Consider the following 23,158-nt stretch of genomic DNA (forward strand, 5'->3'; position numbering starts at 1 on the left):
GAGTGGCATTCCCGCCCTACTCGCCGCGCCACCCATGAACACTCCCGCGTCATCGACCACACTGGACGGATGAGCGAGCTCGTCATCATCCGCAACCCAGATCCGGATTCGCGGCTCCCTTACCTGGTCAGGCTGCCGCTCGGCCCCGACGGGCTGATCCTGCGGGCGGGTGGGACATGGCCGAGGGAGAAGGCGATCTACTGCTATCCCGCAGGCCCGGACGAGTGGCCGCCCGACCCCGAAGTGGTCGAGCAGGTCCCCGTACGCGCCTGCGTACGTCGAGGCGCGGCCATCGATCTGGTGCTCGACCGCGCCAGGGAGAGCCGCTCACAGATCGTGTTCACCAAGGCCCGTGGCAGGGACGCGATCTTCTGGCAGACGGCCCGCGTCCGCAAGCAGGCTCGCCCCAACGTGACCACCCCGACCGCCCGCGCCTCCGGCGTGGCCGCGCTGACGATCGTGGTCGACAGCGGCGAGCGCTACGCCTACCGCTTCGCCCGCCAGCAGGTCGAAACGGTGAAACGGCGCCTGACCTGCGGCGACTACGCCGTCGAGTCCAGCGGACGCCTCCAGGCCGCCGTGGAGCGCAAAAGCCTCCAGGATCTCGTCGCCAGCCTGCTCAACACCCGCCTGAAGTACCAGCTCACCGAGCTGGCCACCCTGCCGCATGCCGCCGTGGTGGTCGAGGACCGCTACTCCCAGATCTTCAAGCTCGACCACGTCCGCCCCGCCGTCGTGGCCGACGGGATCGCCGAACTCCAAGTGACCTTCCCCACGGTGCCCATCGTGTTCTGCGAGAGCCGTCAGCTCGCCGAGGAGTGGACCTACCGCTTCCTCGCCGCCGCCTACACCGCCGCCGGCCACGACGACCAGCCGGGGGCCGCGCCGGCACCCGAGCCCACCACCGCTGAGATCCGCAGTTGGGCCCGCGACCAGGGTCTCGACGTGCCCGACCGGGGACGGCTGCGTCCGCACGTGCTGGAGGCCTACCACCGCGCCCACGGATAGGCGTCCCCCATCCCCCTCCGGCAGCACGCCGCCTGCGGGTGTGCATCGCGCCTCTGCCCGCCTGAGCCGTATCCCGCCCAAGGACCTGCGAGTTGATTGCCAGCGCCGGGTGCGTGACCAATCTGTCCAGCCGGTCGCCCCGCGTCCGCCAGGTACCCCGCGCTCCTGGCGCTCATCGCCAACGAAGAGCTACATGCACCCGCTCTGCTGGATTTCGAGGTGATCAGCGCTCTGCGCGGACACTGCCTGGCGGGAAAGCTCGATCAGTTCCGGCTCGACGAGGCGGCAGAGGACTTCACCGCGCTGCGGATCCAGCGGTACCAGATGACGGACCTTCTCCGCCACATCCTCAATCTGAAGGATAATTTCACCACCTATGACGCTGCTTATATCGTCCTATCCCAGGCACTGGAAGCACCACTGATCACTTCGGATGCCAAGATGAAGGAAGCCGAGAAGATCGGGATCGACGTACGTGTCATGAGGTGACACGGCACGGCGACCTCTCCCGACCTCGCCCACACGGCTTCGCCGCCGACCTGGGGATCCCCGCCCTCCTGCCCGACCTGAGCAGCGATCGACAGCCCTCAGAACCGCCATCCTGTTCTCGCACAGCACGAACTCGCGCCAGGAGCTCCGGCTCTGTCCCTTGGGAGGACGCCATCGCCGACTCCCTCACCTTCCCCGGACTGGCTCACCGGTCGTCTCCACCATGGGCTGCCGCTCACGGAGTTGCCGCTGGCACTCCTCCGCCAGCATCGGGTACGCCCGGGCGATGGCCGCGTAGATCCGCCGTCGCAGCAGCCGCGATCCGTCTGCCCGGCCGACCCTCCCGAACAGCTCCTCCAACTCGGCGTCGTAGGCGGTCAGTGGCGAAGACCGCCTCCGAGCGCAGGCGTGGGGAGACCCTTGCCGCACCGAGGCGGCCAGGTGCTCCGGCGTGACGTCCTTCAGCAGGAATCCGCTCGCGCCGAGGGCCAGCGCGGCGTAGACGTAGCGGTCCAGATCGAAAGTGGTCAGCATGAGCACCCGGCAGCGCGAGTCCTGCGCCAAGACCTGCCGGGCCGCCTCCAGTCCGTCCATGTTCGGCATGCGGATGTCCATCCCTGGGATTCACCCCCAACCAGGTCGTCGCGGTATACCTGACGATGGTCCTGCTACCGGGGTTCGCCGGGTGCCTGATCGGCACCGTGCTCGGCGGCCTGGCCGCGCAGCCCCTGCTGCACCTGGTGCTCCAGGGCCTCGGGTCGGCCATCGGCCTGGGCGTCAGCGTCTGGGTCTACGTGGCGACGCTGCTCGGCGTGCCTGCCGTGGCGGTGCTGGCCGCGCTCGTCCCGGCCTCGCGGGCACACCGGCTGTCCGCCGCCCAGACGATCAGCGCCGGCAGCGCGTCCCGCTCGGGGCGCGGGCAGCGGGCGCAGCGCCTGCTGGCCGGCGCGCGGCTGCCGCGCGCGGTCGGCCTCGGGCTGGGCCTGCCACCGGTTGATCGTCGAGGCCATGTGCGGGGCGGCGGGCCTCACCGCGCCGGAATTCATGCTCGACGTGTGGCGGGCCGCGGGGGCTGGCCGCGCTCGTGCCGGCCGGGGTGGCGATCGCGATGCTCGGCGCGTTCCTCCCGGCCCGCTCGGCGGCCCGGCTGACCATCGCCGAGGCACTGCGTACCGAGTGATCGTCGAACTCGCCTGTTAACGCCAGCGGCGCGCTAGCGACAGGCGATCGACGGGCTATGGGGATGGGCAAGCATTGATGGCGTGTCATCTCGGCTGCCACGCATTCCGGCAACGGTCGAACGATGGCTTCCCTGGGGCGGGGCATGACGGAATCTGCGAGCCCGGAACCAATAATGCAGGAAGGCATAAGAACGCCATGAAAATCATCAGAGAACTCGGCGAGAAAGCAATGAAGGACCTCGTCGGAAAACTGGGCGACGGCATGCTGGCGATGATCGTCCCGCAGCGCAGCGCTGCGGCTGTGGAGTGCTACTACATCTATAAATGCGTTGCAGGAGTATTGCTCCGAGCACGCTGCTGCGACGGAAGCTGCGCGAAGTACGAAATCAGATGCAACAGCTGTTGCTGACAGGCTGAGCGGCTACCGCCGGTCGCCCGGAGAACGGAAAGCGAGGCCGGGTGCGTCGGTGCGTCCGGCCTCGCTTTCCCATGGCCGTCATCCCGTCGGACGGCGAGGCCCCGCGCCCGTTCCGGGCCGGCGGCGCCGGGACGCAGATCAAGTGGCGGCATAGGGTGGCGCCACGCGCCGGGGTGTGAAATGTGGAAGGCCGAGGCCAGGCAACCGGTGGCGGGCGGCAGCTCATACGGGCTGTCGGTGAAGATCGGGCGGTAGCGCCCATACCCGCGCTATACGCGGAACATACCGCCTTCGACCATGATGCCGGTCGGAGGTGTGGATCAATGTTCAAGTTGCTGGGACGCCTGGCGGTGGTGGATGACAGCGGCCGTGCGATCAACGTCCGGGCCGCCAGGCAGCAGGCGATTCTCGCCGTCCTCGTGCTGCGTCCGGGCGAGGTGGTCGCCATCGACCGGCTGATATCCGAGCTCTGGCAGGACGTGCCGCCGGCCACGGCGAAGGCGAGCCTGCAAACGTACGTGTATCGCCTGCGGCGCGCCCTGTCCCCGCTCGCCGTCAACGGCGTGGACCTGGCCACCATGGGAAACGGCTACATCTTGACCGTCCCGGATCGAGCGGTCGACATCAGAGCGTTCCAGGCGGCCGTCGCCGAGGGGTCGGACGCCCTGACCGAAGGCGAGGCGAAACTGGCGGCCAAGCTGCTGCGGGAGGCACTGGCGATGTGGCGCGGGCCGGTGGTACCGGAGATAGACGTCGAGCTCGTCCGCGATGAGCGCCGCCGCCTGGACGAGCTGCACCTGACCGCACGCGAGCTGTGCGTGGAGGCCGAGCTGCGGCTCGGCCACCACAACCGCGTCATTCCGGAACTGGAGCGGCTCGTCGAGGCCCACCCCTTCCGGGAGTCCTCGTGGGCGATGCTGTTGCACGCCCTCGCCCACCGTGGCCGCCGCGCCGAGGCCCTCGCCGCCTACCGCCGGATGCGCGACATCCTCAACGACGAACTCGGCATCGAGCCGGCCGACGAATTGCGCCGGCAGCATCAAGACATCCTCCGGGGCAACAACGCTCTCATCATGGAGTAGGCCGCGTTCGACCGAACACGGCCTGCCTCACCTCGGCCGGACCATCAGCACTTCTGCTTCTTGTAGAGCCGGCATTCGCGGCCCAAGTCGTCATTGCAGCACCGGAAGCCGCGGCGCGTGCCGAAGACGCAGGGAGTCTTCATGTGCCAGCAGGTGCCGGACGTGCTGGCGGCGCCCTACGCGCCACGAGCCGATCGCCGTCGGCCAGCGCGGGGACCATGCTGTTGCCGTCGACGCGGATCACCAATGACGTCGCGCGCAGCCGTACGATCAGCAGGACCAGTGCCGCGACGGCGAGGAGCACGCACCTCACAGGACCACCGTTTCCTCCGCCTCGCGATAGCCGCTGGCCTGTAGCCGGAACAACCTCGCATAGTTGCCGCCGACGGCCATGAGACTCTCGTGGGTCCCGGATTCGGTGATGGCGCCGTTCTCCAGGACGATGATCAGGTCCGCGTCGCGGACGGTGTTGAGCCGGTGGGAGATGAGCAGGCTGGTGGCGCCATGGCGCTGACGGCGGGTCCGGGCGTGCACGTCGGCCTCGGCCTCGGGATCCAGCCCGGCGGAGGGCTCATCGAGGATCATGAGGTCGCGGCGGCCGCGGAACATCGCCCGGGCCAGGGCCGTGCGCTGCCACTGGCCGCCTGAGAGCACCACACCGGTCTCCGGGTCGCCCTTGTCCTCCTCGCTGAAGAAGATCCGCGTGAGCAGGGTGTCGTAGCCGCGGGGCAGGGAGGAGAGCTTGTCGTCGATGCCGGCCTGCTGAGCCGCGGCCCGGATGCGGGCTTCGTCCTCGCGGGCGGCGACGAAGCCGATGGAGACGTTGTCGGCGGCGGACATGTCGTACTCCATGTGATCCTGGAAGACGCCGCTGGTGTGGTGCCGCAATTCGTCGGGGTGGACCTGGCGGATGTCGACGCCGTCCCAGGTGATGGTGCCGTGCTGCGGGTCGTAGAACCGGCAGAGCAACTTGACCAGCGTGCTCTTGCCGGCGCCGTTCAGGCCGACGACGGCGACCGCCGCTCCGGCCGGGATGAACAGGTTCAGGCCGCGCAGGATCCACGGATGGTCGTCGCTGTAGCGGAACCAGACATTGGTGAGCTGGATGCCGTGGCGCAGCCGCGGCAATGGCACGGGCTCGGCGGGGATCGGCAAGTCAGGATCGGCCTGGACCACCGTCACGTAGTGGCCGAACATGATCAGGTCCTGATGGAGCGCGGCGATGCCGGAGACCAGGCCGCCGAGTGCGCTCTGGACCGCGGCGATGGCGGCGATCAGCAGGGACACGTCGCCGATGCTCAACGTGCCGGAACGGGCCGCGATCACCGCCCAGACCAGCCCACCGCCGGCGACCAGCGCGCCTACGAGCGTCAGCGCGCCCTCGACGGAGAGCTCCCGGAGATCCATCCGGTGGTGGGCGGCGTTGGATGTCCGCAGCTCGGCCATCATGCGGCCGCGCAGGAACCGGCCGCTGTTGAAGAGCCTGATCTCCTTGGCCGCCTCGACCGTGCCCAGGAGATTGCCGTAGAACATCTGGCGCCGCTCGGCCGGGCCGATCTCCCACATCATCGACGCGCGGCGGCGGGACAGGCGCAGCTGCGCCACCAGTGCGGGCGCCCCGGTGGCCAGCACGATACCGGTCAGGACAGGGCTGATCACCAGGAGCGATCCGACCATCCCCACCAGGGTGATCGACGATTGGATGATGCCGAACGAACCGGTGACGATGCTGTGCCCCGTCTGCAGGCTGTTCTGCGCCAGCCGCAGCCGGTCATGAAAGTTCGGGTCCTCGAACGGGCGCAGGCCGGCGAACCGCAAGGTCGCGGTGAACAGCTGAGCGGTGGTGCGGGCGGTGAACAACCGGCCGATCTGGTTGCCGAGATACTGGCTGAACTGCGGCAGGGCCGCGATCAGAACCCCGGCGCCGGCCAGCCCCACCGCCAGGGTGGTCAGCTCCGCCGCCGAGCCGTGTCCCGCCAGATCGTCGACGACCATCTTGGTCAGCCAGGCCACGGCGATCGGCGCCACCGCCTGGACCAGCATCACCAGGACGTAGAGGAGCGTCAGGCCAGGGGCCGTCCGGATGGCGATCCCCGCGGCCACCCCAGCGATCCGGATCACACCATGCCTACCGTGGCGGGCATGGTGTGATCGCTGCTGACCACCGTTCCGTCCGTGTCAATCACGAGAACGGTCGGATAGCCGGCGACCTTGAACGCCGTCTGGACGGGGCCCTGTGGCTGCTCCGATACGACACGCGCCACCTGCGCGAGCCGTTCGACGTATGTCGCGGATTCTTCGCCGGAGTCGGCGACGACCACGGCGAGCACCGCGTCCGACGTCCCGCGTGCCCGCTCGACGAACCGGGGCAGCAGCTCCTCGCAGGGCGCGCAGCCCGGAGAGAAGAATCCGACCAGCGCGGGACCGCCCAGCAGCTCCTCGGAGATCGGCTCGCCGTCCGTGGTCGTGACGGCGAACTCCGGGATCCTCTCGCCGGGCGAAAGCCCCTCCGCCATCATCGGATGAGAAAGAGCCGGTTGCCCGGCCTGCTTACGGAGCCGGCGGATCACGCCCACGGTCAGCAGCAGATTCACCATGCACAGCAGACCGACCAGCACAACGGCGGCGACCAAGTATGGCATCACACACTCCCCGACGTTTCCATGAACACCTCAGCGATATCGTCGAAGGCGATCAACACGATCGCCACCGCCAGCCCGGCCGCGGCCGGTGGGCCGCTGGAGAGGTCAAGGACGCCGCGAACGACTGCACGGCCGCGCCGCTACGGAGCTTGGTGAACGCGGCCACCGTGAAGACGATCCCGATCAGCACCTGGCACGCGACGAGCAAGAGACCCACGGCAAGTGATGCTTCATGATCCTGCTAGCCCGTCCCTAGCGCGCCGCTAGCGCCGAGCCCGGCCAGGAGGCGGCATCCGCGGAAGCGGGGCGCCGGTCTATCCTCATCCGGGCCCGACCCCGTGGAGGACCATGATCAGTCGCCTCACCACAGGCTGAGCTCGTACGTCTTCACCGCCACCAGGACGGCGAGCACCACGAACAGCGCGCCCATCGCGGCGACGTGGAACCTGCGCGGCAGGTAGGCCAGCCCGAGCGCGGCCGCGCCACCCACGACCAGACCACCCAGGTGCCCCTGCCACGAGGTGAATCCGGCCGAGATGACCAGCCAGATCAGGAACATCACGATGAGCCGGCCACCGCCGAGCGGATCCCGGCGCAGGCGGCGGCTGAAGACGAAGTAGGCGGCGCCGAGCCCGAAGACCGCCCCGGAGGCGCCGACCACGGCCGTGCCGGGCGAGATCAGGAACGCGAACACCGCGCCGCCCACGGCCGCCAGCAGGTAGAGCGCGACGAAGCGCAGCATGCCCAGCATCTGCTCGACCACCCTGCCCAGGGTCCACAGCCAGTACATGTTGAAGGCGATGTGCAGGATGCTGAAGACGCCCGCGGTGGGCGGCAGGTGCAGGAAGCCGGCGGTGACGAGGCGATACCACTCCCCGGCCGCGACACCAGTGGTCTGGAGGCCGGTGCCGCTCTCGTACACGTAGTACTGACCGCCGGCGTCCACCAGCCCGATACCCAGGCCGTCCAGCCGGTCCACGATCGAGGGCATGGCCATTTCGCCGAGATAGGCCAGGACGTTGATGCCGATCAGGACATAGGTCACCAGCGGGACGGCAGCCACCTTGCCCCCGAAGATGGTCCTGGCCTGCCGCATCGACTTGTTGCCCGCGCGTACGCACTCGACGCACTGGTGACCCACGGCCGCGTCCCGCATGCAGTCGGGGCAGATGTACCGGTCACAGCGCGTGCAGCGGACGTACGTCTCGCTCTTGGGATGCCGGTAGCAAGTGGGCGCCTCGGCGATCTGCTCGTCCACGTCTCTCTTCACCTCGTGTATGGCAGGGGCAGCGAGATTACCGAACCACCGGCATTCGCGGGCCTTCCTGATCAAATCGATCGCCTGCGTCCTGCCGCCCGCGGCTCGGTGAGGCCGTACGTCGCTCCTTCGTGCGCGCCCGGAGGACTGCCGCGTGAGGCGTCGGCCCGGCGTTCCGAGCGGACGGTCATGAGCGGCGTTCGCGCAGTGGCGACACGTGGCCGTGGGTGCCGGGGAGGAGCGACTGCAGCGCCGCGAGGCGACCAGATCCGACCGGTGACGGTGGTGCGCTCTCCGGCGCGGTGCCGCGGAACGTGGTCGGCGCCATCCCGTAGATCGCGCGGAATCGGCGGGAGAAGTGGTACGCGTCGGTGAAGCCGCACTGCACGGCGATCGCGTGCATCGACAGGTTGCTCTGCCACAACAGCGGTTCGGCTCTGGTCAGGCGCAGCAGCTCGACGGCGGCGACAGGACCGACGCCGAACCGCCGGCGGAACGTGCGGCACAGCGTGCTCGGCGAGACCTGGGCGGCCGCGGCGAGCTGTCGCATCGAGATCGGCCGCGCCACCCCGTCGGACCAGTGCTCGCGCACCGCGCGCATCATCGCGACGACCGGCTCCGGCAGGACCGCAGGTGTGCGATCCGCCGGTGCGGGCCCGGCCAGGAAGGTCAGCACCAGCAGGCGGAGCGTCTCACCGGCCTGGGTCTGCCATCCAGGCGGGCACTCGGTACCCAGCCAGAGCAGGTACTGGCACAGGGCGCCCATCGGATCGCGCCGGCCGGTCAGGTCCCGCACCAGCGGCCAGTCGGCCCCCGAGTGCCCGGTGAGCGTGAAGTGCACGTACGCGTGCCGGGTCGGGGTGTGCGGATCCCAGCGGAACGAGTCGCACATCCCCGGCCGGACGAGAAGCAGTTTTCCCGGGGTCAGCGGTAGCAGGACGTCGTCCCACAGCCAGGTGGCGCTGCCCCGAAGGAGCCAGACGAACTGGTATGACCTGGCCTCCCGCGGGCCGAAGGTCGAGCCCGGCGGGTAGTCGGCGACGGTGGGCCCAAGGCGTGGCACCAGGTCGATGGAGATCATGTGGCAGCCGTCATCTGTCACAGCCGCCGTCCCGGTTCGGGCGAATCCGTGGTCGGCGCACCTCCTGGAGACCTTTGTACGCGTACGGGTCGGCGCCCGAGACAAGAACGATGTCCCGGAAGTCGGCCTGTGCCATGGTCGTCCCCGCCGGCGGGGCATCCCACGGGAGCAGGGACTCGGCGCTCATGTAGTGGTTGACCAGCGCCCGCCGGTAGCCGTGCCGGCCGGTGTTGGGCAGCGACTTGTGCAGCAGGTAGCCGTTGAACACGAGCACGGAGCCGGCCGCGATCTCGACGGGCACCGCGTCGGAGTCGTCGAACGGGAAGCCGTAGGACTCCACCGTGCAGTCGTAGCGCGGGTCGTCGTGCTCGCGGTTCGGGTAAAGCACGCCGGCCCGGTGCGATCCCGGCAGCACCCAGAGGCACCCGTTGTCGACTGTGGCGTCGTCGAGCGCGAGCCACGCCGCCGCGAGCGAACGGTCCCGGGTCGGGATGAACATCTCGTCCTGGTGCCAGGCCTGCCCGGGCTCCCCCTCGGACTTGATGAACAGCATCGACTGCATCGCCTTGACGTTCGGGCCGATGAGTGAGGTGAGCGCCGAAACGATCGCAGCATGGCGCATCGTGGCGAGCACCAGATCGGAGAGCTTGTGCGGATAGTGGATGCACAGGAACCTGCGCAGCACGTCGTCGTCGGTGTCGGCGGCTCCGGCGGGGAGTGCGCCCTGGATGTCGCCGAGCTCGCCACGGCAGATGCGCACGGCCTCCTCGACCAGTTCGCCGACCTCACCGGGGTCGAAGGCATGCTCGAGGACGACATAGCCGTCGCGCTCGTACCGGGACTTCATGTCGGGGTTCGTCACCACCCCACTATCGCCGTCACGGCCGTGTTACGGCCATGGTGCGAGCACGCACCAGGATGGCGAATCGAGTCATCTATTGACTGGCGCCGAAATCGGCGATTAACATTTGGCACACTTCTTAATACGTATTAATAGGGGTTGATGTGGCTCCTCCCCAACGACAACGGCGGGCTACCCAGGTGGACATCGCCAGGCGCGCCGGTGTCTCGCAAGCGACGGTCTCGCTCGTCCTCAGCGGCGGCGCGGTCAGCGACAAGATCGCCGAGTCGACACGGCAGGCGGTCCTCGCGGCGGCCACCGAGCTGGGCTACACAGTCAATGTCGCCGCCCGCAGTCTCAAGGGTGGCCGCAACCATCTGCTGGGCCTGTACACGTTCGAGCCGGTCTTCCCGACCGACCAGCGCGACTTCTACTTCCCGTTCCTGCTGGGCGTCGAGGAGGAGACCGCGCGGCAGGGCTACGACCTGCTGCTGTTCAGCTCAGTCAGCTCGGGCGACCGCGCCATCTACACCGGCGGGGTGAACCGCCTGAAGCTGGCCGACGGTTGCGTCCTGCTCGGTCGCAACGTGCGCCGCGAAGAGCTGGCGGAGCTGGTACGCGAGGACTTCCCGTTCGTCTTCATCGGCCGCCGCGAGCTCGAGGGCGCCGAGCTCTCCTATGTCGGGGCCGACTATGTGACGGCCACCAGCGGCCTCGTCACGGAGCTGGTCCGCCTGGGACACCGGCGAATCCTCTACCTGCGTGCGGTCGAGGACACCGAGCCCACCCGCGACCGCGAGACGGGTTACCGGCAGGGCCTCGCCGCGGCCGGGATCGCGGTGGACGAGTCGCTGATCTGCGGGCTCATCGACCCTGCCGACCTGTCGCCCGAGTTCGTCGAGCACTGGACGGGCACGGCCGGCGTCACCGCGATCCTCGTCGAGCCGAGCGAGGACCACCGGCTGACCACCGCCCTTGACGCGACCAGCGCGGCGGCCAGGACGAGCTTCCCCGGCGACTGCTCGATCGCGTTGCTCGGCGACCCTCCGTCGTGGACGCCGGACCTGCGGGACTGGACCCGCTTCTCCCTGCCGCGCGCGGAGATGGCCCGCACGGCGGTACAGATCCTGGTCGACCTGCTCGCCGAGCCGTTCGGCGCGCCCCGCCAGGTCACCGTGCCGTGCAGCTTCGTCCCCGGCGACTCCATCGGTCCCGCTCCCGGGCGGAGGCAGCCGCGGTGACCCGCATGGTCGTGCGCAGGTTGCTGATCGGCGTGTTCGTGATGTGGGGCGCGGCATCGGTGATCTTCGTCATCGTGCGCGCCACCCCGGGCGACCCGGCGACGGTGTTCCTCGGCCCGGACGCGAGCAAGGACCAGATCGCCCGGCTCACCGCCGCCCTCGGGCTGGACCGGCCGCTGTACGAGCAGTACTTCAGCTACCTCGGCGACGTGCTGCGGCTGGACTTCGGCCAGTCCTACCGGCTCGGCCGCCCGGCGATGGAGGCGGTGCTCGAGCGGCTGCCGGCGACGATCGACCTCACGCTCACCGCGACGGCCATCGCCGTCGTCGCCGGTCTGGCACTCGGGCTCGTCGCAGGCAGCCGGCCGGGCGGCGTGGTGGACCGGGTGGTGTCCGCGGCGACGATCGCGCTGCAATCCTTCCCGACGTTCTGGGTGGGGATCATGCTGGTCCTGACCCTCGCGCTCGGCCTGCGACTGCTGCCGAGTGCCGGGGTCGGGACGCCCGCGCACCTGGTGCTGCCCGCGGTGACGCTGGCCTTCCCGTTCACCGCCATCGTCGCCCGGCTCACCAGGAGCAGCGTCACGGAGGCGATGCGCGAGCCGTACGTCCAGACGGCGCGGTCCAAGGGGCTCACCGACCGGCAGGTCCTGCTGGGCCACGCGCTGCGCAACTCACTCATCCCGGTCGTGACGATCGTCGGGCTGCAGATGGGCGCTCTCATGGGCGGTGCGGTGATCGTGGAGAACGTCTTCGCCTGGCCGGGGCTCGGATCACTGGTCGTCGGCGCGGTCGCCAACCGCGACTACGCCGTGGTGCAGGCGGTGACCCTGCTGATCGCCGGCATCGTGATGGCGCTCAACATCGTCGCCGACCTGCTCTACACCCGGTTGGATCCGCGCATCCGCACGGAGGCCGCGTCATGAGCAGCGAGGCAGGGGTCCTCCCCCAGCAGGTCGCGATGCGCAGGTGGCGCCGGGGCATGCCCGCCCTCGTGCCGTACGCGGTGATCGCCCTGTACGCGCTCGTGGCGGCGATCGGGCCGCTCCTCATCGACTACGACCCGGTGCACACCCCGCTGCCGGACCGCCTGCTCGCCCCCGGCACGCCGACCGCGTCCGGCGAGGTCGCCTGGCTCGGCACCGACGCGCTCGGCCGGGACATCCTCGCGCAGATCGTCTACGGCGCCCGCACGTCGCTGACGATCGGGCTCGCGACGGTGCTGGTCGCATCCCTGGTCGGGGTCGCCGTCGGCATCGTCGCCGGCTACGCCCGCGGCTGGCTGGACGCGGTGCTGGCCCGGATCATCGACGTGCTCCAGGCGTTCCCGGCGATCCTGCTCGCCATCGTGATCGCCGGCGTGTTCGCCCGCAGCGTCCTGGTGGTGGTCCTCGCGCTGTCCGTGACGGCCTGGATCTCCTTCGCCCGGGTCACCCGCGGCGTCGCCCTGTCGCTGCGCGAGCGGGCGTGGGTCGACGCGGCCCGGGTGATGGGCGTGCCGGTCCGGTCGATCGTCGCCCGGCACGTGCTGCCGTTCACCATCGGCCCGGTCGTCGCGCTGGCCACGCTCGAGTTCGCCCTCGTCGTGCTGGCCGAGGCAGGCCTGAGCTTCCTCGGCATCGGGCTGCCGAACACGGCCGTGTCATGGGGACAGACGATCGCGAACGGACAGCAGTACCTGGAGACCGCCTGGTGGATCTCGACGCTGCCGGGCATCGCGCTGTCCCTGCTGATCGTCAGCATCGGCATTCTCGGCGATCAGCTCACCGCCCGCTACGGACACCGTCGCAGCCGGACCTGACCCCCCTTTTCCTGACGGGAGAACTCAATGACCGAGTTCCGCAAGAGAGCCGCGATCGCGGCCGTGGCACTGCTCCTGCTCACCGGCTGCTCCACCACCACCGGGGGCGCCGGACCCGGCGACGCCGCCGCAGGCAAGGGCCTGACGGCCGCGGGCACCTATCCGATCGAGAGCCTGGACCCGCACGGGGCGCAGGGCGCGACGACCGGCACGCAGCTCGCCGCACAGGCGATCTTCAGCCGGCTCGTACGCCCGGACGCCGATGGCAAGGTCACCGGCGACCTCGCCGACAAGTGGGAGCCCGGCGCCACCGCGGCGGAGTGGACGTTCCACCTCCGCGACGGCGTCACGTTCTCCGACGGCAAACCGGTGACCGCCGCAGACGTGGTCGCCTCGTTCGACCGGATGGTGAAGATCGACGGCCCGAACGCCGCCAACTTCCCCGACTACAAGATGACCGCCTCTGCCGGCGGCGAGGTGAAGCTGACCGCGCCGGCCCCGGACGCGTCGATCCCGCGCAAACTCGGCCTGTTCTATGTCATTCCGGGCACCATCAAGGCCGAGGACACCGCGTTCTTCGAGCGCCCGGTCGGCTCGGGCCCGTTCGTCGTGAACCGGTTCGCGCCGAGCGAGGTGCTGGCGCTGGCCCCGAACAAGACGTACTGGGATGCCGCGCCGCAGGTCGGAAAGCTGGAGATCCGCAACATCCCCGACCTCTCGGCCCGGCTGACCGCGCTGCGCACCGGCGAGGTGGACGTGGTCTGGGGCATCCCTGATGACCAGCTTCCCGTGCTGCGCGGCGAGAGCGGCGTGACCGTCGAGACGGTGCCGAGCACCGCGGTGTTCACGATGTGGTTCAACTCCTCGACCCCCGCGCTGAAGAGTTCGAAGGTGCGCCGCGCTCTGTGGCAGGCGGTCGACTTCGCCACGATCATCAAGCAGCTCTACCCGGAGACCGGCGCCCTGGCCGACGCCCCGGTGGCACCCGCGGTGCTCGGGTACGCCAAGCAGCAGCCGGTCGGCCACGATGCGAAGGCCGCCAAGGCCGCGCTGGAGGAGGCCGGTTTCGACTTCGGCGGCAAGCTGCGGCTGCAGTTCTCCGACGCCGAGTTCCGCCCGTTCGTCCAGGCGGTGGCATCCGGGCTCGCCGAGATCGGCGTGCACGCGGACGTGCTGGAGAAGGAGAAGGCCGTCTTCACCAAGGACCTGCTCGCGCTCAACTGGGACATCAACTTCCAGCAGCTCGCGACGCCCACCTACGACGCGGCGAGCAACCTCGGCCGGCTCTACCCGTGCGCGGCCGGCCGTACCGGGTACTGCAATCCCGAGCTGGACAAGCTGCTCGCCAAGGCGGGCGCGAACGCCGTCGAGGCCGAGCGCGCCGGGCTCTACGGCCAGGCGAGCGAGATCATCTGGCGGGACGCGGTCGGCATGTACCCGATGGCGGTGAAGCTGGCATACGCCTGGAACAAGAGGGTCGGCGGGTTCACGCCGGAACCCAGCGGGCTGCCCGACTTCTCAAGCGTCCGGCTCAACGGCGCGTGATGGGCGAGAGAGTGACCGCCCGGTCGCACGATGCCGGCCCCGCGAGCCCGGAGCCCGACGGCTCCCTGCTGCGGATCGGCGGCCTCGTCGTCGAGCTGCCCGCCCAGGACGGCGCGGGCGGCACGGTCCGCGTCGTGGACGGCGTGTCGTTCGACGTGCCCGCGGGCAGCACGGTCGGCCTGATCGGCGAGTCCGGCAGCGGCAAGACGATGACCGCGCTCGCGGTCATCGGCCTGCTGCCCGAAGGTGCCGTGACCGGTGGCGAGCTGGTGTGGCGCGGCGAGGATCTGCTGCGGCCCGGCGCCGACCGGCGGCGGGTCCGGGGCCACGAGATCTCGATGATCTTCCAGGATCCGCTCGCCGCGCTGAACCCGAGCCTGACCATCGGCCGGCAGGTCGGCGAGATCCTGCGGCGCGACGGGCGGCCGCGCGCCGAGGTCCGGCGCGCGGTGATCGACCTGCTCGACCGGGCCGGAGTGCCGGACCCGGCCGGGCGGATGCGGAGTTACCCCCACGAGCTCTCCGGCGGGCTGCGGCAGCGCGCCATGATCGCCCTCGCCCTGGCCGGCGACCCGTCACTGCTGCTCGCCGACGAGCCGACCACCGCGCTCGACGTCACCGTGCAGGCCAGGATCCTGCGACTGCTCCGCTCGATCCAGCAGGAGCGAGGGCTGGCGATGCTGCTGGTCAGCCACGACCTCCGGGTGGTCGCCCACGTCGCGGACCAGGTCGTGGTCATGTACGCGGGGCGCGTCGCCGAGCGCGGCCCGGCCAGCGAGACTCTGCGGCGGCCGGCGCATCCCTACACGCGGGCGCTGGTCGCGAGCGTCCCCGCGGTGCGCACCCGCACCGCGCTCGCCGCCCCCCTGCCCGGAGCTCCCGCGACCCCGGCCAACCGGCCGGCCGCGTGCGCGTTCCATCCCCGATGCCCGCTCGCCAGGGACCGGTGCCGTGTGGAGGCACCGGTCGCCCGCGAGGTCGAGCCGGGCCGGTGGAGCGCCTGCCACTTCGCCGAGGAGGTGCTCGACCGGTGAGCGACATGCTCGAAGTTTCCGACCTGCGGGTCACCTTCGGTGGCCGTGGCCGCCGTCGCCGGGACGGCCTGATCGCCGTCGACGGGGTGAACCTGCGGGTCGCGCCGGAGGAGACGCTGGCGGTGGTCGGCGAGTCCGGCTCGGGGAAGACCACGGTCGCCCGCTGCGTCGTCGGGCTGCAGCGGCCGGACTCCGGGTCGGTGACCTTCGACGGGCAGCCGCTCGGCCCGGCCGGCCGGCGCCCGCCCGAGCTGCAGCGCGCGATCCAGATAGTGTTCCAGGACCCGCGCTCGTCGCTCAACCCGCGGATGTCCGTGGCCGCGCTGATCGGCGAGGCCTGGCGCACGCATCCGGCCGCGGCACCGCCGGGCGACCCGGCCCAGGCACTGGGGCGGGTGCTGGCCGACGTCGGCCTCGACGTCGACGTGGCCGGCCGCCGCGCCGGCGACCTGTCCGGCGGCCAGTGCCAGCGGGTCAGCATCGCCCGCGCGCTCGCCGTCCGGCCACGGCTGCTGGTGTGCGACGAGGCGGTCTCGGCCCTCGACGTGTCCGTGCAGGCGCAGATCCTGCGGCTGCTCGTGGATCTGCGGCGCAGCCACCGGCTCGCGCTGCTGTTCATCTCGCACGACCTGGGCGTGGTCCACCAGATCGCCGACCGGGTCGCGGTGATGCGGCGCGGAGTCGTCGTCGAGGAGGGCCCCGCCGGCGAGGTGCTCGGCGCACCCAGGCACGAGTACACGCAGACCTTGCTGGACGCCGCACTCGACCTGGGAGTCGAAGCATGACCGCAGGCTGGAACACCTGGGACGTCACGACCCACACCGGCATGGTCCACCTCCCGTCCGGGCTGCGGATCCGGTTCGGCGTGCCCGGCGCCCCCCTCGACGGGTTCACCTGGCGCGACGGGCTGGTCCGGCTCGGGCATCACACCGTCGACGGGAGCTACGCGGAGGTCACCGTCGAGGCGGGCGGCGGCCGGCTGCATCTGGTCATGGCCGGCGGACCCACGGATGCGCTGTATGTCCGGGCCCAGGGGACCGCGGGCGTGCTCGTGGTCCTCGACGGGTGGCGTGACACCGGCGTGGCCGCCGACGGCAGGCTCGTCCGGGTCGGCGGTGAGCCTTGGCGGGTCGCCACCTCGGTGCCGGCGGAAGGCCTGGAGCTGGAGTTCGCCGACGAGGTCGACCTGTACGTGGCTCCGGATGGCATGCCCGGCGATGTCCGCGACGTACCCGCGGTGCTGCGGCGCCGGCTGGCCGAGGCCGAGCGCACCACGCCGCGCTCCGGCGGCTGGCTCGGCGACGCCGCCGCGGCCGCGACGCGCGCCGTCACCTGGAACACGATCTACGCGCCGGATCTCGGCCGGGTCCTCACGCCAACCTCCAGGGACTTCGTCTCCGCCCAGCGCAAGGGCTTCTACGGGAGCTGGGCGCTGCACGCCTGGGACACGTTCTTCACCGGCCTGGTCGCCGCCACCGTCGACCGCGACCACGCCCGCGAGATCTTCGGCCAGATCCTCCCCTTCGCCAATGAGCAGGGCATGGTCCCGAACCGCGTGTCCGACGACAGGGGCACCACCGCCGATCGCTCGCAACCCCCGGTGGGAGCACTGACCGTGCGCAAGGCCTACCTCGCCGGCGGGCTGTCCGACGACACCCGCGACCGGGCACTGCTCACCAGCACCTTCCCGGCGCTGCTGGCCTGGCACGACTGGTGGCCCCGAGCCCGCCGCGGCCCGCACGGCCTGCTCGCCTGGGGCTCGGACCCCATCGCCGGCGACCTCGAGTCGGCGACCCTGGACCGGACGAAACGGGAGTCCGGCCTGGACGACTCGCCCATGTACGACGAGGCGGCCTACGACCCGGACACGCACACGATGGACCTCGCCGACGTCGGGCTCGTCGCGCTGCACATCGCCGACGCCGACGCGCTGGCCGACATCGCCGGCGTGCTCGGCGAAACCGAGGTGGCGCGACGGTTGCGTACTGAGGCGACGGCGGCACGGGCAGCCGCCGGCCCGCTGCTGTGGGACGCCGCCTTGGGCGGCTATCAGAATCTGCGGGCCGACGGGAAGCACGACCCGCACGTGTCGCCGACCATGCTGTACCCGCTGCTGGCCGGGATGCCGGACCCCGAGCGGGCCGCCGCCCTCGTCTCCCGGCTGCTGCGACCGGAGACACTCGGCGGCGATCCGCCGCTACCGAGCGCCGCCCGCGACGATCCCGGCTACGAGGCGACCTACTGGCGCGGGCGCATCTGGGCGCCGATGGCTTTCCTCGCGATCGAGGGCCTGCGCCGCTACGAGCTCACCGAAGCCGGGCGCCCGCTGGTCGCCGCGCTGCTGCGGCTCTTCCTCGCCGAATGGGACACGCACAGCCACGTCCGCGAGAACTACCCGGCCACCTTCGGGGAGGACGTACGGGCCCTGCAGGCGCGCTCGGACGGGCTGATGGCCTGGGGCGGCCTGCTGGCCTACCTCGCGTACGGCGAGCTCGCCGACGCCCGGCAGGACGGCTGGCGTTTCGCCCATCCCGGAGAGCCCGCCGAACTGGCCAACCTGCCGCTCGGCGACGGCCGGCTCTCTGTGGTAGCCGGCGACCGGCTGACCGTGGCGCTGGACGGGCATGCGCTGCTCGACGCCGCACCGGACGTCGTGGTCACCGCCTACCGGCGTACCGCCCACGAGGTCACCGGGATCGCCCGCGGCAGCGGCGATCTCTTCGTCAGCCCACCGGGAGCCGGTGACCCGGTCCGGGTGGCGGTCACCGAGGACCCGAAGCGCTTCCACATAACCGACAACGATGGGGGAATGCCCGCGTGACAAGGGAATCCGAGACCACGGCCGACATCCTGGTCGCCGGCGGCGGGCTCGGCGGGGTCGCCGCCGCGCTGGCCGCGCTGCGCCGGGGCCGGTCAGTGGTGCTCGTGGAGGAGACCGACTGGATCGGCGGCCAGCTCACCAGCCAGGGAGTGCCGCCGGACGAGCACACCTGGATCGAGCAGTTCGGGTGCACCCGCAGCTATCGGCGGCTGCGCGAGGCGATCCGTGACCACTACCGGACGTGGTACCCGCTCACCGACGAGGCGCTCGCTCGCCCGGACCTCAACCCCGGCGAGGGGCGGGTCTCACGGCTGTGCCACGAGCCCAAGGTCGCCGCCGCCGTGCTCGCCGCCATGGTCATGCCGTACGTGTCGGCCGGTCGGCTGCGCATCCTGTACGGCCACAAGGTCGTCGGCGCCGTCGTGGACGGCGATCGGGTCCGCACCGTCACCGTCGAGGGGGCCGACGGGCATCGGCTCGATGTGACCGCCCCGTACGTCCTGGACGCCACCGAGCTCGGCGACCTGCTGCCGCTCACCGGCGCCGAGCACGTCACCGGTTTCGAGTCCCAGCGCGACACCGGTGAGCCGAGCGCGCCCGGCGAGGCCCAGCCGGCGAACATGCAGGCGTTCTCGTGGGTGTTCGCGATCGACCATCGGGCGGGGGAGAACCACACGATCGACCGCCCCGCCGGCTACTCCGAGTGGGTGCGCTACCAGCCGCCGAAGTGGCCCAACCCACTGCTCAGCCTGAGCGCGCCCGACCCGAGGACGCTGGAGGTCGTACGGCGCGAGTTCATCCCGAACGCCGCCTCCGGCCCGGTCGTCGCCGACCAGCGCGCCGATCCCGGCGACAAAGAGCTGTGGGCGTTCCGCAGGGTGCTGTCCCGCAACGTGTTCCGGCCGGGGTTCGCCGACAGCGACGTGACCGTCGTGAACTGGCCGATGATCGACTACCTGCCCGGCCCGCTGATCGGAGTGAGCGACGAGGAGCGGGACAAGCACCTGGCCGGCGCCCGCGAGCTGAGCATGAGCATGCTCTACTGGCTGCAGACCGAGGCGCCGCGCCAGGACGGCGGCACCGGCTGGCCAGGACTCCGGCTCCGCGGCGACGTGATGGGCACCGCCGACGGGCTGGCCAAGGCGCCCTATATCCGGGAGTCCCGGCGCATCACCGCCCGCTACCGGATCGTCGAGCAGGACCTGTCGATCGCGGTGCGCGGCGAGGCCGGCGCGGTGAGCTACCCCGACTCGGTCGGGATCGGCATGTACCGCATCGACCTGCACCCCTCGACCGGCGGAGACACCTACATCGACGTCGCCGGCTGTCCCTTCCAGATCCCGCTCGGCGCGCTGCTCCCCGTCCGGCTGCGCAACCTGCTGCCGGCGGCCAAGAACATCGGCACCACCCACATCACCAACGGCTGTTACCGCCTGCATCCGGTGGAGTGGAACATCGGCGAGGTGGCCGGCGCGCTCGCCGCACACTGCCTCGAACACAGGCTGGAGCCCGAGCAGGTGCACGCCGATGGGGCGCGGCTGCGGGCGTTCCAGGACGAGCTGGTCGCCGACGGCGTCGAGCTCGCCTGGCCCGAGATCAAGGGGTACTGATGCCGACCGGCGGCCGACGGCTCCTCAGTGGCGTGATGATCCCGCTGGTCACCCCGATGAGCGCGCCGGGAACACCGTCGGCCGAGGCGGCGGCGGGACTGCTCGAGGCGCTCGCCACGGCAGGTGCGCGCAGCCTGATGTTGTTCGGCAGCAACGGCGAGGGCCCGTTGCTGCCGGTCTCCGCGCTCGGCGAGTTCGCCGAACGCGTGGCGAAGCGGTGGCGCGAGCTCACCGGCGGGCCGGTGCTGTGCAACGTCACCGCGGCCGGCACCGCGGAGGCGCTCGAGCGCGCGGCGGCGGTCGCGCCGGCCAGGCCCGACGCGATCGTGCTCAGCCCGCCCATCTACTTCCGGCATCGCGACGACGAGATCGCCGCTCACTACGCGGCCCTGGCCGGTCTCGACGTCCCGGTGGTCGCCTACAACGCGCCGCGCTACAGCAACCCGCTCGGCCCGGCGCTGATCGACGCGCTGGTGGCGATGCCGCACGTGGTCGGCGTCAAGGACAGCTCAGGCGACCTGGAGCTGCTGGGCCACATCGTCTCCGCTGCCGGGCGCCGCCCCGACTTCGGCGTGAGCCAGGGGGCGGAGCCCCAACTGCTCGCGGCGCTGCGGCTCGGCGCCGACGGCATCGTCCCCGGCATCGCGAACCTGGCGGCCCGGCCGGCCGTCGAGCTCGTCGCCGCCCACGAGGCCGGGCGAGACGACGACTCCGAGGAAGCGCAGCGGGTGATCGACCGGTTGCTCGCCCTGCACTCCGTGCGGCCGGGGGTGCCCGCGGTCAAGGCCGTGCTCGACGAGCGCGGGCTGTGCCCACCGCACGTGGCCGCGCCACTCGCGCCGTGCACCGAGGCCGAACGGCGCGCCCTGATCGACCTGCTCAGCAACGACGAAGCACATCTCTTACCTCGGAGGTAGAACGTGCAGCACCCCCCCATCGGCCGTCGGACCTTCGGCCTCGGAATGGCCGCGGCGTCACTGGCCGCCGCCATCGGCACGGCCGCACCCGCGAGTGCGGCGACCGCCAGGCGGCGCCCGGACCTCTTCGACGAGACCACGCTGTGGGACAACACCGTGGACCCGCTGAAGAGCTACCACGTCCACGGGCTGGCCGTGCTGCCGGACGACACGATCCTCGTCGCCACCGAAGGACGGCACGAGGTGTGCGACGCGGGCCCCCGGGACCTGCTGGTACGTCGCAGCAATGACGGCGGCGACACCTGGGAGCAGACGCAGACGCTGGTCGCGTCGGTCGACGGCCAGTCGTGGGGCAATCCGGCATTCGTCGTCGACCGGACCACCGGCAAGATCTTCCTGTTCTACATGCTGTCCATCCTGCTGCCGGAGAACACCGGCTGCTCCGGCGACATCGGCGACCTCTACATGATCTCCAGCGCCGACGGCGGCCGCACGTGGAGCGAACCGCGCGAGATGTCCGGCCTGTTCGACCACTTCCCCTATGACTGGGCCCTGCACGGCCCGGGGCCCGGCCACGGCATCCAGCTGGACGACGGCCGGCTGCTGCTCAACTGCTCCCACCGCCGAGTGATCATCGGCAACACCGTCGAGCAGAGGTTCTACGGCGTGGCATCCATCTACAGCGACGATCATGGCGAGACCTGGCAGAGCACCGCGGAGGTGCCGGTCTCCGTCGCCTACCCGATCAACGAGGCCAGGGTGGTCCAGCGATCCGACGGCACGGTGCTGGTCAACGGCCGCGCCGCGGCGGGCGGCAACCGGCAGCGGATCGTGTCGGTCAGCGCCGACCGCGGGCTGACCTGGTCGCCGCCACGGCTGGACGGGTCCACCGGCACGTTCAACGCCGTGGACGCCAGCCTGCTGCGTTACACCGGCGGGCCCGGCACGTCCGATGTGAGCCGGGTGCTGTTCAGCCGCCCCGACTCTCCGGTGCGGACGAACATGACCGTCTCGATCAGCTATGACGAGGCGCACGCGTTCCGCTACAGCCGGGTGATCAACGAGGGCCGGTCATACTACTCCGAGCTCGCCCGGCTCTCCGACGGCACGATCCTGCTGGTCTACGGCTGCGACGGCGACAACCCGAGCTTCCCGCGCCGGGTGGCCATCTGCCGCTTCTCCCTCGAATGGCTGACCAGCGGCAGGGACAGCCTGCGAAAGGGCCCCCGCTACGACGAGCACCTCGTCGACCTCGCGACCGGCGCGCACGTCTCTGGTGGCACCGTGTCGATCGTCGCGGACCCGGTGGCCCGCAACGGCAGCCGCGCCGTCTTCGCCCCGGACACGACCGGCGCCTACGTCGAATACACCCTGGACGTCGCCCGGCAGGGCTCCTATGAGCTGCTGCTGCGCTACTTCCGAGCGGCTGCCGGCGGTCTGGTCACCGTCACGGTCGACGGCCGCCACCCCCGTACCGCGATGCTGGACACCACGGCGGACCGGGCCGACGGCTACGACGTCGCGCAACTCGGCACCGTCGGCCTCAGGGCCGGCCGGCACAAGATCCGGTTCACCGCGTCCGGGACGGGGCGCGGGGGCGGCACGCTGATCTCGCTCGACGCGCTGAGCCTGATCGACGCGCCGTCGCAGGCTGACGCGCGCGACGAGGTGGTGGTCGACAACGACGAGCTCGGCTACGCGGTGGTCAGCGGCACCTGGTCGGCGGGCACGGGCGTGGCCGGCTACCGGGGCGGCAACTACCGCTCGGCGCCCGCCGGCACGGGGGAGCGGGTCGTCCGGTGGCGCCTGGTGGTCCCGCGGACCGGCGACTACGAGGTCCAGGCCTCCCATACCGCGCACGAGAACCGCGCGAGCAACGCGCCGTTCACGATCACCCACGCGGGCGGAACCAGCGTCGTGCGGGTCGACCAGCGCGCACCCGGGGTGACCGAGCCGCGCGGCGGCTCATGGGTGTCGCTCGGCATGTACCGCATGACCGCGGGGGTGACCACGATCGAGCTGAGCAACGCCGCCGACGGCGTCGTCATCGCCGACGCCGTCCGCTTGCTCCCCAAGGCATCGACTGGAATTTGACACCCGCCGCCGCTGAGCGGTTCCCCGGTTGCCCAAATATGAACAATCCCGCCAAAGCGGACGGATCGAGCCCGGGCCGGGAGGGGAGAGACCGT

Annotated in this window: 23 protein-coding genes; 15 read left to right on the plus strand and 8 right to left on the minus strand. The window is 70.9% G+C overall.

Annotated elements, in window-relative coordinates:
• The first annotated feature begins 69 nt into the window (after nt 1–69).
• Together EJK15_RS06110 and EJK15_RS06115 are read left to right on the plus strand one after the other, a co-directional pair.
• Nucleotides 70–1,008: an ERCC4 domain-containing protein gene (locus EJK15_RS06110; RefSeq protein ID WP_138709381.1), complete on the plus strand. Its 939-nt coding sequence runs from the start codon at nt 70–72 to the stop codon at nt 1,006–1,008.
• A 120-nt stretch (nt 1,009–1,128) separates the two neighbouring features.
• Nucleotides 1,129–1,497 (plus strand): type II toxin-antitoxin system VapC family toxin, encoded by a 369-nt coding sequence (locus EJK15_RS06115; protein ID WP_338089848.1) that lies wholly within the window; start codon nt 1,129–1,131, stop codon nt 1,495–1,497.
• A 186-nt stretch (nt 1,498–1,683) separates the two neighbouring features.
• Here the strand turns inward: EJK15_RS06115 and EJK15_RS77430 are convergent, their stop codons facing one another.
• Complete coding sequence (locus tag EJK15_RS77430; protein WP_420847021.1) at nt 1,684–2,100, minus strand: response regulator; 417 nt, start codon at nt 2,098–2,100, stop codon at nt 1,684–1,686.
• Between the two features lie 56 nt (nt 2,101–2,156).
• Here EJK15_RS77430 and EJK15_RS06125 point away from each other — a divergent pair, with 56 nt between their 5' ends.
• From EJK15_RS06125 to EJK15_RS06140, 3 genes are all read left to right on the plus strand, one after another.
• Nucleotides 2,157–2,648, plus strand: coding sequence for an ABC transporter permease family protein (locus EJK15_RS06125; protein WP_138709384.1), 492 nt, complete (start codon nt 2,157–2,159; stop codon nt 2,646–2,648).
• Nucleotides 2,649–2,874: 226 nt separating this feature from the next.
• Nucleotides 2,875–3,087 (plus strand): hypothetical protein, encoded by a 213-nt coding sequence (locus tag EJK15_RS06135; protein ID WP_138709385.1) that lies wholly within the window; start codon nt 2,875–2,877, stop codon nt 3,085–3,087.
• Between the two features lie 332 nt (nt 3,088–3,419).
• A complete protein-coding gene (locus EJK15_RS06140; protein ID WP_138709386.1) occupies nt 3,420–4,178 on the plus strand; it encodes an AfsR/SARP family transcriptional regulator in 759 nt (252 codons plus the stop codon).
• Between the two features lie 139 nt (nt 4,179–4,317).
• On the opposite strand, the gene EJK15_RS70245 is transcribed toward EJK15_RS06140, so the two are convergent.
• The 7 genes from EJK15_RS70245 to EJK15_RS06165 all read right to left on the minus strand — a co-directional run bounded on the left by EJK15_RS70245 (nt 4,318) and on the right by EJK15_RS06165 (nt 10,021).
• Entirely contained in the window at nt 4,318–4,491 is a 174-nt protein-coding gene (locus EJK15_RS70245; protein WP_171074139.1) for a S24/S26 family peptidase, read from the minus strand.
• Entirely contained in the window at nt 4,488–6,299 is a 1,812-nt protein-coding gene (locus EJK15_RS06145) for an ABC transporter ATP-binding protein (protein WP_240776801.1), read from the minus strand. The genes EJK15_RS70245 and EJK15_RS06145 overlap by 4 nt, the downstream gene beginning before the upstream one ends.
• Nucleotides 6,296–6,820, minus strand: coding sequence for a TlpA family protein disulfide reductase (locus EJK15_RS06150; RefSeq protein WP_138709387.1), 525 nt, complete (start codon nt 6,818–6,820; stop codon nt 6,296–6,298). Before EJK15_RS06150 ends, EJK15_RS06145 begins: the two co-directional genes overlap by 4 nt.
• Before the next feature lie 52 nt (nt 6,821–6,872).
• Complete coding sequence (locus tag EJK15_RS70250; RefSeq protein WP_171074140.1) at nt 6,873–7,037, minus strand: hypothetical protein; 165 nt, start codon at nt 7,035–7,037, stop codon at nt 6,873–6,875.
• A gap of 144 nt (nt 7,038–7,181) precedes the next feature.
• Complete coding sequence (locus EJK15_RS06155) at nt 7,182–8,090, minus strand: rhomboid family intramembrane serine protease (RefSeq protein WP_240776802.1); 909 nt, start codon at nt 8,088–8,090, stop codon at nt 7,182–7,184.
• 175 nt (nt 8,091–8,265) lie between these two features.
• Complete coding sequence (locus tag EJK15_RS06160) at nt 8,266–9,159, minus strand: AraC family transcriptional regulator (protein ID WP_138709388.1); 894 nt, start codon at nt 9,157–9,159, stop codon at nt 8,266–8,268.
• A 10-nt stretch (nt 9,160–9,169) separates the two neighbouring features.
• Nucleotides 9,170–10,021 (minus strand): phytanoyl-CoA dioxygenase family protein, encoded by an 852-nt coding sequence (locus tag EJK15_RS06165; RefSeq protein WP_206060681.1) that lies wholly within the window; start codon nt 10,019–10,021, stop codon nt 9,170–9,172.
• A gap of 179 nt (nt 10,022–10,200) precedes the next feature.
• Here EJK15_RS06165 and EJK15_RS06170 point away from each other — a divergent pair, with 179 nt between their 5' ends.
• Genes EJK15_RS06170 through EJK15_RS06215 form a run of 10 tightly spaced genes read left to right on the plus strand, consistent with a single transcriptional unit; the run spans nt 10,201 to nt 23,063 of the window.
• Nucleotides 10,201–11,241 carry a LacI family DNA-binding transcriptional regulator gene (locus EJK15_RS06170; protein WP_206060682.1) on the plus strand — a complete coding sequence of 347 codons (1,041 nt, stop codon included), beginning with the start codon at nt 10,201–10,203 and terminating at the stop codon, nt 11,239–11,241.
• Between the two features lie 5 nt (nt 11,242–11,246).
• Nucleotides 11,247–12,167, plus strand: a complete 921-nt coding sequence (locus EJK15_RS06175) for an ABC transporter permease (protein WP_240776804.1) — start codon at nt 11,247–11,249, stop codon at nt 12,165–12,167.
• Nucleotides 12,164–13,042: an ABC transporter permease gene (locus EJK15_RS06180; RefSeq protein WP_138709391.1), complete on the plus strand. Its 879-nt coding sequence runs from the start codon at nt 12,164–12,166 to the stop codon at nt 13,040–13,042. The genes EJK15_RS06175 and EJK15_RS06180 overlap by 4 nt, the downstream gene beginning before the upstream one ends.
• A gap of 27 nt (nt 13,043–13,069) precedes the next feature.
• Nucleotides 13,070–14,587, plus strand: a complete 1,518-nt coding sequence (locus tag EJK15_RS06185) for an ABC transporter substrate-binding protein (RefSeq protein ID WP_138709392.1) — start codon at nt 13,070–13,072, stop codon at nt 14,585–14,587.
• The gene (locus tag EJK15_RS06190) at nt 14,587–15,621 is read left to right on the plus strand and encodes an ABC transporter ATP-binding protein (protein WP_138709393.1); all 1,035 of its coding nucleotides are present in this window, start codon (nt 14,587–14,589) and stop codon (nt 15,619–15,621) included. The genes EJK15_RS06185 and EJK15_RS06190 overlap by 1 nt, the downstream gene beginning before the upstream one ends.
• Before the next feature lie 5 nt (nt 15,622–15,626).
• The gene (locus tag EJK15_RS06195) at nt 15,627–16,406 is read left to right on the plus strand and encodes an ABC transporter ATP-binding protein (RefSeq protein ID WP_138709451.1); all 780 of its coding nucleotides are present in this window, start codon (nt 15,627–15,629) and stop codon (nt 16,404–16,406) included.
• A complete protein-coding gene (locus tag EJK15_RS06200) occupies nt 16,403–18,442 on the plus strand; it encodes an MGH1-like glycoside hydrolase domain-containing protein (RefSeq protein WP_138709394.1) in 2,040 nt (679 codons plus the stop codon). Before EJK15_RS06195 ends, EJK15_RS06200 begins: the two co-directional genes overlap by 4 nt.
• Nucleotides 18,439–20,052 (plus strand): FAD-dependent oxidoreductase, encoded by a 1,614-nt coding sequence (locus tag EJK15_RS06205; protein WP_138709395.1) that lies wholly within the window; start codon nt 18,439–18,441, stop codon nt 20,050–20,052. Before EJK15_RS06200 ends, EJK15_RS06205 begins: the two co-directional genes overlap by 4 nt.
• Nucleotides 20,052–20,969, plus strand: a complete 918-nt coding sequence (locus tag EJK15_RS06210) for a dihydrodipicolinate synthase family protein (RefSeq protein WP_138709396.1) — start codon at nt 20,052–20,054, stop codon at nt 20,967–20,969. Before EJK15_RS06205 ends, EJK15_RS06210 begins: the two co-directional genes overlap by 1 nt.
• 3 nt (nt 20,970–20,972) lie before the next feature.
• The gene (locus EJK15_RS06215) at nt 20,973–23,063 is read left to right on the plus strand and encodes a golvesin C-terminal-like domain-containing protein (protein ID WP_138709397.1); all 2,091 of its coding nucleotides are present in this window, start codon (nt 20,973–20,975) and stop codon (nt 23,061–23,063) included.
• The last annotated feature ends 95 nt before the right edge of the window (nt 23,064–23,158 follow it).

The organism is Nonomuraea basaltis, assembly GCF_005893125.1.
In the GTDB taxonomy this organism is placed as follows: Bacteria; Actinomycetota; Actinomycetes; order Streptosporangiales; family Streptosporangiaceae; genus Nonomuraea; species Nonomuraea basaltis.